Annotated in this window: 13 protein-coding genes; 4 read left to right on the forward strand and 9 right to left on the reverse strand. The window is 59.2% G+C overall.

The features are described from left to right. Positions 1–103 precede the first annotated feature (103 nt). The 4 genes from F617_RS0104395 to F617_RS0104410 all read left to right on the forward strand — a co-directional run bounded on the left by F617_RS0104395 (position 104) and on the right by F617_RS0104410 (position 3,680). The gene (locus tag F617_RS0104395; protein ID WP_019564543.1) at positions 104–1,324 is read left to right on the forward strand and encodes a phosphopentomutase; all 1,221 of its coding nucleotides are present in this window, start codon (positions 104–106) and stop codon (positions 1,322–1,324) included. Further along, the gene (locus tag F617_RS0104400) at positions 1,321–2,298 is read left to right on the forward strand and encodes an adenosine deaminase (protein WP_019564544.1); all 978 of its coding nucleotides are present in this window, start codon (positions 1,321–1,323) and stop codon (positions 2,296–2,298) included. Before F617_RS0104395 ends, F617_RS0104400 begins: the two co-directional genes overlap by 4 nt. 96 nt (positions 2,299–2,394) lie before the next feature. After that, positions 2,395–3,024, forward strand: coding sequence for a uracil phosphoribosyltransferase (gene upp / locus F617_RS0104405; RefSeq protein ID WP_003493096.1), 630 nt, complete (start codon positions 2,395–2,397; stop codon positions 3,022–3,024). Positions 3,025–3,158: 134 nt separating this feature from the next. Next, on the forward strand, positions 3,159–3,680 hold the full coding sequence (locus F617_RS0104410) for a TIGR02281 family clan AA aspartic protease (protein WP_013635250.1): 522 nt from the start codon (positions 3,159–3,161) through the stop codon (positions 3,678–3,680). On the opposite strand, the gene deoA is transcribed toward F617_RS0104410, so the two are convergent. From deoA to msrA, 9 genes are all read right to left on the reverse strand, one after another. Beyond that, positions 3,673–4,989 carry a thymidine phosphorylase gene (deoA, locus tag F617_RS0104415; protein WP_019564545.1) on the reverse strand — a complete coding sequence of 439 codons (1,317 nt, stop codon included), beginning with the start codon at positions 4,987–4,989 and terminating at the stop codon, positions 3,673–3,675. The genes F617_RS0104410 and deoA overlap by 8 nt on opposite strands. Beyond that, positions 4,986–5,759 (reverse strand): deoxyribose-phosphate aldolase, encoded by a 774-nt coding sequence (gene deoC, locus F617_RS0104420; RefSeq protein WP_003514408.1) that lies wholly within the window; start codon positions 5,757–5,759, stop codon positions 4,986–4,988. The genes deoA and deoC overlap by 4 nt, the downstream gene beginning before the upstream one ends. 2 nt (positions 5,760–5,761) lie before the next feature. Further along, positions 5,762–6,562: a purine-nucleoside phosphorylase gene (locus tag F617_RS0104425; RefSeq protein WP_003514406.1), complete on the reverse strand. Its 801-nt coding sequence runs from the start codon at positions 6,560–6,562 to the stop codon at positions 5,762–5,764. Beyond that, a complete protein-coding gene (locus F617_RS0104430) occupies positions 6,562–6,951 on the reverse strand; it encodes a cytidine deaminase (protein ID WP_019564546.1) in 390 nt (129 codons plus the stop codon). The genes F617_RS0104425 and F617_RS0104430 overlap by 1 nt, the downstream gene beginning before the upstream one ends. Positions 6,952–6,970: 19 nt before the next feature. Next, positions 6,971–7,942, reverse strand: coding sequence for an ABC transporter permease (locus F617_RS0104435; protein ID WP_003514401.1), 972 nt, complete (start codon positions 7,940–7,942; stop codon positions 6,971–6,973). 6 nt (positions 7,943–7,948) lie between these two features. After that, positions 7,949–9,052 carry an ABC transporter permease gene (locus F617_RS0104440; RefSeq protein ID WP_003514397.1) on the reverse strand — a complete coding sequence of 368 codons (1,104 nt, stop codon included), beginning with the start codon at positions 9,050–9,052 and terminating at the stop codon, positions 7,949–7,951. A gap of 7 nt (positions 9,053–9,059) precedes the next feature. Further along, a complete protein-coding gene (locus F617_RS0104445) occupies positions 9,060–10,565 on the reverse strand; it encodes an ABC transporter ATP-binding protein (RefSeq protein WP_003514394.1) in 1,506 nt (501 codons plus the stop codon). 83 nt (positions 10,566–10,648) lie between these two features. Next, positions 10,649–11,641, reverse strand: coding sequence for a BMP family protein (locus tag F617_RS0104450; RefSeq protein ID WP_003514392.1), 993 nt, complete (start codon positions 11,639–11,641; stop codon positions 10,649–10,651). 214 nt (positions 11,642–11,855) lie between these two features. Continuing rightward, the gene (gene msrA / locus F617_RS0104455) at positions 11,856–12,506 is read right to left on the reverse strand and encodes a peptide-methionine (S)-S-oxide reductase MsrA (protein WP_019564547.1); all 651 of its coding nucleotides are present in this window, start codon (positions 12,504–12,506) and stop codon (positions 11,856–11,858) included. Positions 12,507–12,582 lie beyond the last annotated feature (76 nt).

Genomic DNA, 12,582 nt, shown 5'->3' on the forward strand with positions numbered 1-12,582 from the left:
TACCGGATGGTTCATAAAATCACTTCCTTCTTCACGTTTTGCTGATCTATAACGACAGTTCGGCCTGACATTGCCCGTCGGCGCATTTTCGTTTCGGTGAGTTATGGCAAGAGCATTTCTTCTCGTTCTGGATTCCTTCGGTGTCGGCGGTGCGCCTGACGCGGAGCATTATGGCGACCTTGGCGCCAATACGCTCGGTCATATCGCCGAATTCTGCGCGGCAGGTGCTGCCGACAGGCCGGGCCTTCGGGCGGGTCCGCTGAAGCTGCCCAACATGTCTTCGCTTGGTCTTCTGGAGATTGCACGACAATCAAGCGGCGACATTCCCGCCGGCATGGAACCGCCAGAGCGTATTTTCGGCCTGCATGGCTCTGCCAGCGAAATATCGAAGGGTAAGGATACGCCCTCAGGGCATTGGGAGATCGCGGGCACGCCCGTCACCTTCGACTGGGGTTACTTCCCGACAGAAGGCGACGCCTTTTCTCCCGAACTGGTGGAAGCCATCTGCACGCAAGCGGATATTCCAGGCATTCTCGGCAATTGCCACGCTTCCGGCACCGAGATCATCGCGAAGTTTGGCGAAGAGCATATCAAGAGCGGCAAGCCGATCTGCTACACCTCATCCGATTCCGTGTTCCAGATCGCCGCGCACGAGACCCATTTCGGATTGCAGCGGCTCGTCACGCTCTGCGAGACGGTGCGCAAGCTGCTCGATCCGCTGAATATCGGCCGTGTCATTGCCCGTCCCTTCATCGGCGAGACGGTCGCAACCTTCGAACGCACCGGCAACCGCCGCGACTTCTCCGTTCCGCCGCCCGAACCGACGTTGCTCGACCGCCTTGTGGAGGCTGGCAGGAAAGTGCACGCGATCGGCAAGATCGGCGATATCTATGCCCACAAGGGTGTCTCGCGCATCATCAAGGCAAATGGCAACAGCGCCCTGATGGATGCAACGCTGCACGCTATTGACGAAGCCGAAAACGGCGATCTTGTCTTCACCAATTTCGTCGATTTCGACATGCTCTACGGCCATCGACGCGATGTTGCCGGTTATGCGGCGGCGCTTGAAGCCTTCGATGCGCGCATTCCGGAAATCCATCGCAAAATGGCGCCGGGCGACATCGCTATTCTTACCGCTGACCATGGTTGCGATCCCACATGGCGGGGCACGGACCATACACGGGAAAGAGTGCCGATCATGGCATTCGGGCCTGGCATCCGCTCACGCGATGTCGGCATTCGTTCAAGCTACGCCGACATCGGCGAAAGCATCGCCCACCATCTAGGTATCGAGGCCGGTTCGCACGGCAGGAGCTTCATTTGACATCGCATTTGCTGAAAGCGGAAATTCACTGCCACCTGGAAGGTGCGGCACCCCCTGCCCTCGTCGCAAAACAGGCCGAGAAATACGGCATAGACACCAGTAGCTTTCTGCGCGACGGCCAGTACGTCTGGTCGGATTTTGCGCAATTCATCCAGTGCTACGATGCAGTGGCGCAGGTGTTCAAGACCGATGAGGACTATGCGGTTCTGACGCAAACCTATCTGACCGAACTTGCCGAGGCCAATACGATCTATAGCGAGCTCATCATCTCGCCCGATCATGGCGACCGCATCGGGCTCGGCGCTGACGCCTATCTCTCCGGTATCGCCGAGGGCATCCGGATCGCGAAAGAAAAGACCGGTATCGAAACCCGCATCATCGTGACCGGCGAGCGGCATTTCGGTCCTGAACGGGTCATCGCGGCGGCTGAATATGCAGCACGGACGAAACACCCGCTGGTGACCGGTTTCAACATGGCGGGCGAGGAGCGCATGGGCCGCGTCGCCGATTACGCACGCGCCTTCGACATTGCCCGCGATGCCGGCCTTGGGCTGACCATCCATGCGGGTGAGGTCTGCGGACCGGAAAGCGTCGTCGATGCGCTCGATCTCGTAAAGCCGTCGCGCATCGGCCATGGCGTGCGCGCCATCGAAGACGCCGCTCTCGTCGATCGGCTGGTTGAGGCGGGAACAGTGCTTGAGGTCTGCCCCGGATCAAATATCGCGCTCAACGTTTATCCCGATTTCGGCAGCCATCCGCTGAGGGCGTTGCGCGATGCCGGGGTGCGCGTCTGCATCAGTTCCGACGATCCGCCATTCTTCTTTACCTCGCTTGCCCGGGAATATGCGCTGGCTGCGGATGCTTTCGGTTTCAGCGATGCCGAGATCAACCGCATGACCCGAACCGCACTGGAAAGCGCCTTTGTGGATGAAGTCACACGCGCCCGGCTGCTTGCGAAACTCGATGGCCACTAGGCATCGGTTGGCGGGGTAAAACCGCGAAGAAGGCTTGCGAAAAGCCTGCTTTCGGTGAATTACAGGGGCACAGGATAAAAAAGGAAGGCCAGTTTCATGGACGGCGTCACAGTCATCGAACATCCGCTGGTGCGGCACAAACTTACCATCATGCGCAAGAAGGAAACCTCGACAGCCGGCTTCCGCCGCCTGCTCAGGGAAATCTCGACGCTGCTCTGCTATGAAGTGACGCGCGACCTTGAAATGACGATGGAAACCATCGATACGCCGCTCGAAACCATCGAGGCTCCGGTGCTGGAGGGCAAGAAGCTGGTTTTCGCCTCCATCCTGCGTGCCGGCAACGGCCTTCTGGAAGGCATGCTCGAGCTCGTGCCTTCGGCGCGTGTTGCGCATATCGGTGTGTATCGCGATCACGATACGCTGGAGGCGGTCGAATATTACTTCAAGGCTCCTGAAAGCCTCGATGCCCGCCTTATCATCGTCGTCGATCCAATGCTGGCGACCGGCAATTCCTCCATCGCTGCGGTTGAAAAGCTGAAAGAGCGGGGCGCGAAGAACATCCGCTTCCTGTGTCTGCTGGCTGCACCCGAAGGCATCAAGAATTTCCGTGAAGCGCATCCCGACGTGCCGATCTATACTGCCGCAATCGACAAGCAGCTGAATGAAAAGGGTTATATCGTTCCCGGCCTCGGCGATGCCGGCGACCGCATGTACGGCACGAAATAACACCGTTCATCATCGCTTAACCGTTTGAGCCATTCGCCGACCAACAAGCGGCGAATGGCTTTTTCTTTTAAGATTTCAGCATGTTTTGCGTCTATTCTGCATAGGGATAACCCTGCTTTCTCAGGAGCGACGACTTGCTGGCGCGTACGATTTTTCTGCTTATCGGTCTTTCGGTCAGCGCCACGCAGATTCCGGCGCTGGTTGAAAAATTTCAGCCGCGCCCGGAAGCCAAGGTGGAAAAAGCCGAAGTCAAATCGGAAGCCGTCAAACCGGAGCCCGTTTCGCTTGGTGGCGTCAATCTGAAAGCGGACGCACGCGGCCACTTCAACGCCGCCTTCCGTATCAACGGCAAATCTTTCGACGGGCTTGTCGATACCGGCGCCTCCATGGTTGCCATCAATGAGACGATCGCCCGGCGGCTCGGTTTCGGCGTCAACAGCCTCGATTTCAAATATCCGATCTCAACCGCCAACGGCCAGACCATGGCGGCCTATCTGAAGCTCGACCGGGTGGAAATCGGCACGATCCGCGTTCAGAATGTCGACGCCATGGTGCTGAAAGATAATGCGTTGAGCAACATGCTTGTTGGCATGAGCTTCCTGAAACAACTATCGTCATTCAAGGTATCGGGTGGCGAAATGAGGCTGGTCAGGTAATTCGCTCGAGGACCACAGTGCTGGTTTCCATCGCAGTGTCAGCAACCCCATAGCAGGCCGTAATCCTTTTGACGGCAAGTTCCGCTTCTTGCTTAGAGGCCGCATGGACGCAGGCGATTGGTTCGCCTTTTTCCACTTTTGTGCCAAGCGGCAGGATATCGGAGATCCCGACCGAGGGGTCGATCTTGTCTGACGGCATTCTTCTGCCGCCGCCAAGCTCGACAACGACCATGCCGAGATCGCGCGTCGCACAGGATGCCAGCCAGCCGCTGCGCTCAGCCGAAACCGGGAGAATAACCGGCGCCGATGGCAGGTAACGCGATGGATGATCGACAAAGTCCGCAGGCCCGCCAAGTGCTGCGACCATTTTCGCAAAGACTTCCATGGCACGCCCGGAGGAAAGGGCGGCCTCAGCCAGCACCTCGCCTTCATCCAGAGTGGCCGCGCTGCCCGCTTGCACCAGCATTTCCGCAGCAAAGGCAAGAACCACCTTTTCGAGACGTGTTCCCGCCTTGCGGCCAGCCAGAAAGTCCAGGCAATTGACGATTTCGACCGCATTGCCTGCGGCATCGCCAAGCGGCTGGTTCATGTCGGTTATAAGAGCCGTCGTCGGCAAGCCTGCGCCATTTGCCACATCGACCAGCGCGACGGCGAGATTACGGGCATCCTCCACACTCTGCATGAAAGCGCCGTTGCCGACCTTCACATCCAGAACCAGCGTCTGAAGTCCGGCCGCAAGCTTCTTAGACAGAATGGAGGCGGTGATCAACGGGATGGAATCCACCGTCGCAGTCACGTCCCTGATAGCATAGAGGCGCTTGTCTGCGGGGGCGAGATCGCCCGTCTGGCCGATGATGGCACAGCCGACCGTCTTGACCGTCCGGCGGAACAGGGCTTCGTCCGGCATCACATCGTAACCGGGGATCGCTTCCAGCTTGTCGAGCGTGCCGCCGGTATGGCCAAGACCCCTGCCGGAAATCATCGGCACCGCAAGACCGCAGGCGGCAACGATCGGGGCAAGCATCAGGGAGACATTGTCGCCGACGCCGCCGGTCGAGTGCTTGTCCGCTACCGGCCTGCCAATATCGTTCCAGGACAGGACATCACCGCTGTCGCGCATGGCGAGTGTCAGCGCCACCATCTCGTCGCGGTTCATACCCCGGAAAAACACCGCCATGGCAAAAGCAGCGGCCTGGCCTTCCGATATGCCGTCCTTGGACAGCGCCTCGATAAAAGCGGCAATCTCCTGCGGCGCAAGAGACAGGCCATCACGTTTGCGGCGGATGATTTCCTGCGGGATCAAGCTCAATACCCGCTGGCGGCCTTGGCCGGTTCGCCACCGGCCAGCACGTTCAGGACATCATCGAGAACGCCGGAAGCGCCGAAGCGGAACGTGGACGGCATGGCCCAGTCGGGCGCCATGATTGTTTCCGCCAGCCGCAGATAAAGCGTGGCGTCTTCCACCGTGCCGACACCGCCGGCAGGCTTGAAGCCCACCTTCTGCCTGCTGTCGCGGATCGCCTGCAACATGATATCGGCGGCTTCCAGCGTGGCGTTGATGGCGACCTTGCCTGTTGAGGTCTTGATGAAATCGGCCCCTTCGGCAATGGCGAGTTCGGAAGCACGACGAATGAGAGCCTTGTCCTTCAGCTCGCCGGTTTCGAGAATGACCTTGAGAAGAACGGGTGCGACGCAGACCTTGCGTACGGCAGCCACCATCTCGGAAACAGCCGTTTCATCGCCTGCTATGAACTTACGATAGGGGATGACCAGATCGATTTCGTCGGCACCGTCGCGGATAGCCGCCTCGGTCTCCGCCACCACGGTCGCAACATCCAGATCGCCCGACGGAAAATTGACGACCGTGGCGATACGGATCGCATGGTCTTTTCCGAAAGCGGCACGCGCCTGGGCGACGAAACGCGGCCAGATGCAGATCGCGGCGGTATTGCCGTATTCGGTATGAGCCCTCTGGCACAAAGCAGCAATCTGCTCGGGCGTGCAGTCTTCCTTGAGGTTGGTCAGGTCCAGCAAGGATAGTGTCAGGGCAGCCGCTTCGCGCGGACGCTGGAGTTCCATGGTCACGCTCCTCCTGCGATCATTTCTTTCAAGATGGCGGCAAGCCTCTTGCCGCCCACCGGGGCCATGTCCTTGGTTTCCTCATGGCTCAGTTCAGCGCCAGTCATGCCGGCACCGTAATTGGTAATAACCGATGCGGCGGCAACGCGCATCCCGAAAAAGCGGGCGAGGATGACTTCCGGCACGGTGGACATGCCGACGGCATCCGCACCCAGCAGCCGCGCCATGCGGATTTCCGCCGGCGTTTCGAAGCTCGGGCCGGAAAACCACATATAGACGCCGCCGAACAAGGGCACCGTCGCGCGGATCGCGGCATTACGCATGGCGAGCATCAGGTCCGGATCATAAGCCGTGGTCATGCCGACGAAGCGGTTGTCGCTCTCTTCGCCAATCAGCGGGTTCATGCCGGAATAATTGATATGATCGGTGATCTGCATGACCGAGCCGGGCGGTATGTCCTGCCTGACCGAGCCTGCAGAATTGGTGAGGATGAGCGACTGCACGCCAAGACCGGCGAGCGCCTCAATGACCGCGCGCATGGCGGCCGGATCGCCTTTTTCGTAATAGTGCACCCGGCCGGACAGCATCATCACCGGCTCGCCACCAAGATATCCGGCCACCAACTCGCCCGCATGGCCGGAAACGCCGCTTGCAGGGAAACCGGGAAGTTCGGCATAGGGCACGCGGATCGCATCGCTGACCTCGTCCACCAGCGACCCCAGGCCTGAGCCCAGCACGATGGCGATGCGCGGCATCAGGCCATTCAGACGCTCCACCAGAATATCGATCAGCGTATCCGGCATCAGGGCAGCTCGGTCTTGAAGCTGAAGGGCAAAAGTTCATCCATGGTCATGACCTTCTGAACACCGGTTTCGTCACAGAGATAGACCTTGGTGTCTGGCGAGGCGAATTCGGCGATCTTCTGCCGGCAGCCGCCGCAGGGCGGGCAAAGAGCAAGCTTTTCCGCGATGACGGCGATCTCGCTTATCTTCTTTGCTCCACCCATGATCATGGCGCTGATGGCCGAAGGCTCGGCGCACCAGCCTTGAGGGAAGGAGAGGTTCTCGATATTGGCGCCCTTGTAGATCTTACCGTCTTCAGCGCGGATTGCCGCACCGACAGGGAATTTCGAATAGGGCGCATGGGCAAAGGCCATGGCCTCCACCGCTGCCTCGAACAACTGATGGGACATTGGTTCACGGGACATGGATTTAACGCTCCTTCGCATAGGCAACGCCACCGGCCTTGGGGGGCTTGGCGACGCCGATGAAACCGGCAAGCAGGATGCAGGTCAGAATATAGGGCATGGCCTGGAAAATCTGCACCGGCACTTCACCGATACCCGGCACGGATTTGCCCTGCATGAAGTTGGCGAAAGCATCCAGGAAACCGAAGAGCAGGCATGCGAACATGACCGGCACCGGCTTCCATTTCGCGAAGATCAGCGCGGCGAGTGCGATATAGCCCTTGCCGGCCGACATGTTGGCGATGAAGGCCGCCGATTGCGCAACGGCGAGATAGGCGCCCGAGAAACCGCAGAGGAAGCCGGCAACGATGACGGCGCGGTAACGCATCCATGTCACCGAAATGCCCGCCGTATCGACCGCGCCCGGATTTTCACCCACCGCGCGCAGGCGAAGGCCGAAACGGGTGCGGTAAAGCACCCACCAGGACAGCGGCACTGCCAGAAAGGCGAGATAGGTCAGGATATTGTTGCCGGAAATGACATTGGCGTAGAGCGGGCCGATGAAAGGCACTTCGCGCATCGCATCCGCACCAGGCAGGATGATCGGTGCGAAACGGCCTTCGCCCGGCAATTGCGGCGTGCGCCCGCCCTGCCCGAACCACGCCTGCCCCAGAACCACCGTCAGACCGGCGGCAATGAAGTTAAGCGCCACGCCCGAAACGATCTGGTTGCCGCGATTTGTGATGACGGCAAAGCCGTGGATCAGCGAAAACAGGATGGAGACGGCGATGCCCGCAAGCAGGCCTGCCCAGGGATTTGCGGTGAGATAGGCGACACAAGCCGAAGCAAAGGCTGCCGCCAGCATCTTGCCTTCAAGGCCGATATCGAACACGCCCGCGCGTTCGGAAAACAGCCCGGCAAGCGCCGTAAACAGAAGCGGGATGGTGAGACGGACGGTCGAGCCGAGAATGCTGACCAGCATATCGAAGAAATCCATATCAGCTCACCCCTTTGCCAAGCGCTGGTAGATGCGGACGATCGCCGGCCGGTACATGTATTCGAGCGCGCCGGCAAACAGGATAACCAGACCCTGGATGACGACGATCATCTCACGGGTAATATTCGGCATCTCGAAAGAGAGGTCTGCACCGCCCTGATAGAGAATGCCGAACAGCAGCGCCGAAAACAGAATGCCGAGCGGGTGGCTTCGCCCCATCAGCGAGACGGCGATGCCGACGAAACCCGCACCGCCGACAAATTCCACCTGCAAGCGGGCGGACGCGCCCATGACCGGGTTCAGCGCCATCATACCTGCCAGACCGCCGGAAATGAGCATGGCGATGATGACGGTGCGCGCATAGGGAATGCCGGCATAGACGGCGGCCGAGGGGCTGACGCCGAGCGTGCGCATCTCATAACCGAGCTTGGTGCGCCAGATCAGCACCCAGACGAGAAAACACATGACCAGTGCGATGATGAAGGAGACGTTGAACGGCGCCGGCCCGAGCTTCAGGCCGAACAGCGCCATCAGCCAGTCGAGCTTCGGCAATTGCCCACCTGGCAGAAAGGTGCGCGTTTCCGGCGCCATCTTGCCCGGCACGATCAGCACGTTCACCAGCAGATAGACCATCAACGCCGCAGCGATGAAGTTGAACATGATGGTGGTTATGACGACGTGGCTACCGCGTTTTGCCTGCAGCCATGCCGGAATAAACGCCCAGGCCGCGCCGAAAACCGCAGCGCCGATGATGGCGAAGGGCATCGTCACATACCAGGGCACATAACGGTCGAGCGCCAGCGCCACCAGCGCCGCGCCCAGTCCGCCAATATAGGCCTGGCCTTCAGAACCGATGTTGAACAGACCGGCATGGAAGGCGACCGCCACAGATAGGCCGGTGAAGATGAAACTCGTCGTATAAAACAGCGTGAAGCCGATGGCATCGCCACGACCTAGCGCACCTTCGATGAGCAGGCGAAGCGCCGCGAGCGGATTTTCACCGATCGACCAGACGACGAGGCCGGAAATCAGAAATGCGGTAACTACATTTAAAAACGGCAGGAGGCCGTAGGTGATCCAGTTTGGCAGGGGTACGGAAGCGGTGCTCATTCATGCCTCATGCGGCGATGCCGGCCATCATCAGGCCCAGCGTCTGTTCTTCGGCTTCCGCCGTTTTTTCTCCAACGACACGCCCGGCGAACATGACCATGATCCGGTCCGAAAGGGAACGGATTTCATCGAGTTCAACCGAAACCAGCAAGATCGCCTTGCCGGCATCGCGCATTTCGATGATGCGGCGATGGATGAATTCGATGGCGCCGATATCCACACCGCGGGTCGGCTGGCCGATGATCAGCATCTTGGGGTCACGCTCGATTTCGCGGGCAACGACGATCTTCTGCTGGTTGCCGCCGGAAAAATTGGCGGTCTTCAGCTGCGGGTTCGGCGGGCGGATATCGTATTTCTCGATCTTTTCGACTGCATCCTTGCGGATGGCCTCGGGGTTGAGGAAAGGGCCTTTGCCGTATCGCTCGTCATGGTGATAGCCGAGTATGGAATTTTCATATTCCTCGAATTTCAGCACCAGCCCCATATGGTGCCGGTCTTCCGGAATATGTGCGAGACCGAGTTCGCGCAGAATGGACGGATCGGGTCGGTCAACCTTCTGCCCGGCCACCCATATCTCTCCCGAGTAAGGCTTGCGGATGCCAGCGATCGCTTCGAGAAGTTCGGACTGGCCATTGCCGGCCACACCGGCGATGCCGACGATTTCACCGGCGCGGACATCCAGCGAGACATCGTCCACCATGGTGACGCCCCGGCTGTCCTTGACGGTCAGATTACGGATGGAAAGGAGAACCTCGCCCGGCGTCGTCTCGCCTTTTTCCACCCGCAGCAGCACGCGACGGCCGACCATCAGTTCGGCCAGTTCCTCAACGCTGGTTTCGGAGGTTTTGCGGGTCGCCACCATTTCGCCGCGGCGCATGACGGAGACGGAATCCGTGATCGCCATGATCTCGCGCAGCTTGTGGGTGATGAGGATGACGGTTTTGCCCTGCTCACGCAGGACACCGAGGATCTTGAAAAGATGATCGGCTTCCGCAGGCGTGAGAACGCCGGTCGGCTCGTCGAGGATCAGGATTTCGGCGCCACGATACATGGCTTTCAGGATTTCGACGCGCTGTTGCAGGCCGACCGGCAGTTCTTCGATCACCGCATCCGGATCGACTTCCAGCCCGTAGTCGTCTTCAAGGCGCTTCAGCTCCTTGCGCGCAGCCGCCCTGCCCTTGGCAAGCGATGCTCCGCCTTCCGCGCCCAGCATGACGTTTTCCAGCACGGTGAAATTTTCCACCAGCATGAAATGCTGATGCACCATGCCGATGCCCGCACTGATCGCAGCCTGGCTGTCGCGGATCGATACCGGCGCGCCGTTTACCCGGATTTCACCGGCATCTGCCTGGTAAAAACCGTAGAGGATCGACATCAGGGTCGATTTTCCGGCACCGTTTTCCCCGATGATGCCGTGGATCGTACCCTTGGCAACGGTCAGGTTGATATTCTTATTAGCGTGAACGGCACCGAATTTTTTATCGATGCCCACGAGTTCGATTGCTGGGTCCATACTCAAACCGAAACCTCTCCGAAGGCTGGATATGAAAAGGGCGCAAGGTGAAAAATCACCATGCGCCCCAGACACATATCATATCATTTCGGGCAGGAATTGTCCGCCATATAGTCATGAACCTTGATGGTGCCGGCAATGATGTCGGCCTTCGCCTTGTCCACGGCGGCGGTCATTTCCGGCGTGATCAGGGCCTTGTTGTTGTCGTCGAGAGCATAGGCAACGCCGTCTTCCTTGACGCCGAGAGCAACGATGCCAGGGGTGAACTTGTCGTCCTTGGCATCCTTGTAGGCGTTGTAGACAGCCAGATCGACGCGCTTGACCATCGAGGTCAGCACCGAGCCGGGGTGCAGGTGGTTCTGGTTGGAATCGACGCCGATCGAGAATTTCTTGTTGTCGGCAGCGGTCTGCAAGACGCCGATACCGGTCGCACCAGCTGCCGCGTAGATCACGTCAGCGCCCTGGTCGATCTGGTTCTTGGTCAGTTCGCCACCGCGCACCGGATCATTCCAAGCCGCACCCGTGGTGCCGGTCATGTTCTGGAAGACTTCGATCTTGTCGTTGGCAGCCTTGGCGCCCTGCGCATAACCACAGGCGAATTTACGGATCAGCGGAATATCCATGCCGCCGATGAAGCCGACCTTACCGGTCTTGGAGGCCATGCCTGCCAGAAGACCGACGAGATAAGAGCCTTCGTGCTCCTTGTAGACGACCGAGCGGACATTCGGCAGCTCGACGACGGAATCGACGATGACGAACTTGGTGTCAGGGAATTCGGCTGCAACCTTTTCCATGGCCGACGTCCAGGCGAAGGACACGGCAACAACCGGGTTAAAGCCCTTGCTGGCGAAGTTGCGGATAGCCTGCTCGCCCTGCGTATCGCTGGTCGGTTCAAAATCGCGGAACTCGATGCCCGTTTCTGCCTTGAACTTCTCAGCGCCAGCCGCGGCGGCTTCGTTGAACGACTTGTCGAACTTGCCGCCCGTACCATAAACCAATGCCGGCTTGATATCGGCAGCAAGCGCGGAAGCCGACATGGCGGCGAGCGCAAAAAGCGTCAGAAGGGATTTTTTCATTGTGCAGCCCTGTTGTTGCAATTGATATTTTAAGGGTCCTCCCGCAAACCCGTTGACCGGGAATGTCTGCGGAACCGCCAGCCGTTATCCCGGCTGTGCTTGGCTCATATCCTTGCATGGCTCAATGAAAAATTCATCCGGTTTTTTTGACCCGGTGGAAAAACTTTATTCTGGCGTTTTTTTGGTCTTTCCACCTGGGCAACGTGCAAAAAATCTAGTCGATATTGCAGCTTACGCCGGTTCCCCTGAGCCCGCAGTAGCCGCCCGGATTCTTGGCAAGATATTGCTGGTGATAGTCTTCCGCGTAATAGAATGTTTCAAGCGGTCCAATTTCGGTGGTGATGGCGCGGCCATGCCCCGCCTCGTCCAAAGCCTGCTGAAAAGCGTCGTGCGCCTTCTGCGCCTGCTGCAACTGGCCTTCGGTATTGGCATAGATGGCGGAACGATATGTCGTGCCGACATCGTTTCCCTGCCGCATCCCTTGAGTCGGATCATGCTCCTCGAAGAATATCTTGAGCAGCCCTGACAGCGAGATGACGGCCGGATCGTAGACGACCTTGACCACTTCGGCGTGGCCCGTCTGGCCCGTCGTCGTCTCCTGATAGGTGGGATTGCGGGTAAAACCGCCGGCGTAACCCACCGCCGTCACCCACACACCCGGCGTCTGCCAGAACAGGCGCTCCGCACCCCAGAAGCAACCCATACCCAGATAGATGATTTCCAAACCATCGGGATAAGGCCCCTTCAAGGGCCGGCCATTGACGAAATGGGTCTCGGGCACGGCAAGCGCCTCTTCACGGCCGGGCAAAGCCGTCTCTTCGGTCGGCATCGTCGTCTTTTTTGAAAGCGTATCGAACAGGAACATTCGGTCCTCCGTGCGGCCGATTATGCCGCTTCTCAGGGTTCACATCTGCGGGGCGCGCGCGCTGTCAGTTGATAAA

The organism is Agrobacterium sp. 10MFCol1.1, assembly GCF_000381165.1.
GTDB lineage: Bacteria > Pseudomonadota > Alphaproteobacteria > Rhizobiales > Rhizobiaceae > Agrobacterium > Agrobacterium tumefaciens.

What these genes read in the sequence shown, in the direction of transcription:
- F617_RS0104395 (WP_019564543.1), top strand. Translation starts at nt 104, where the DNA reads ATGGCAAGAGCATTTCTTCTCGTTCTGGATTCCTTCGGTGTCGGCGGT.
- upp (WP_003493096.1), top strand. Translation starts at nt 2,395, where the DNA reads ATGGACGGCGTCACAGTCATCGAACATCCGCTGGTGCGGCACAAACTT.
- deoC (WP_003514408.1), bottom strand. Translation starts at nt 5,759, where the DNA reads ATGGAACTCCAGCGTCCGCGCGAAGCGGCTGCCCTGACACTATCCTTG.
- F617_RS0104425 (WP_003514406.1), bottom strand. Translation starts at nt 6,562, where the DNA reads ATGCCGGATACGCTGATCGATATTCTGGTGGAGCGTCTGAATGGCCTG.
- F617_RS0104430 (WP_019564546.1), bottom strand. Translation starts at nt 6,951, where the DNA reads ATGTCCCATCAGTTGTTCGAGGCAGCGGTGGAGGCCATGGCCTTTGCC.
- F617_RS0104435 (WP_003514401.1), bottom strand. Translation starts at nt 7,942, where the DNA reads ATGGATTTCTTCGATATGCTGGTCAGCATTCTCGGCTCGACCGTCCGT.
- F617_RS0104440 (WP_003514397.1), bottom strand. Translation starts at nt 9,052, where the DNA reads ATGAGCACCGCTTCCGTACCCCTGCCAAACTGGATCACCTACGGCCTC.
- F617_RS0104445 (WP_003514394.1), bottom strand. Translation starts at nt 10,565, where the DNA reads ATGGACCCAGCAATCGAACTCGTGGGCATCGATAAAAAATTCGGTGCC.
- F617_RS0104450 (WP_003514392.1), bottom strand. Translation starts at nt 11,641, where the DNA reads ATGAAAAAATCCCTTCTGACGCTTTTTGCGCTCGCCGCCATGTCGGCT.
- msrA (WP_019564547.1), bottom strand. Translation starts at nt 12,506, where the DNA reads ATGTTCCTGTTCGATACGCTTTCAAAAAAGACGACGATGCCGACCGAA.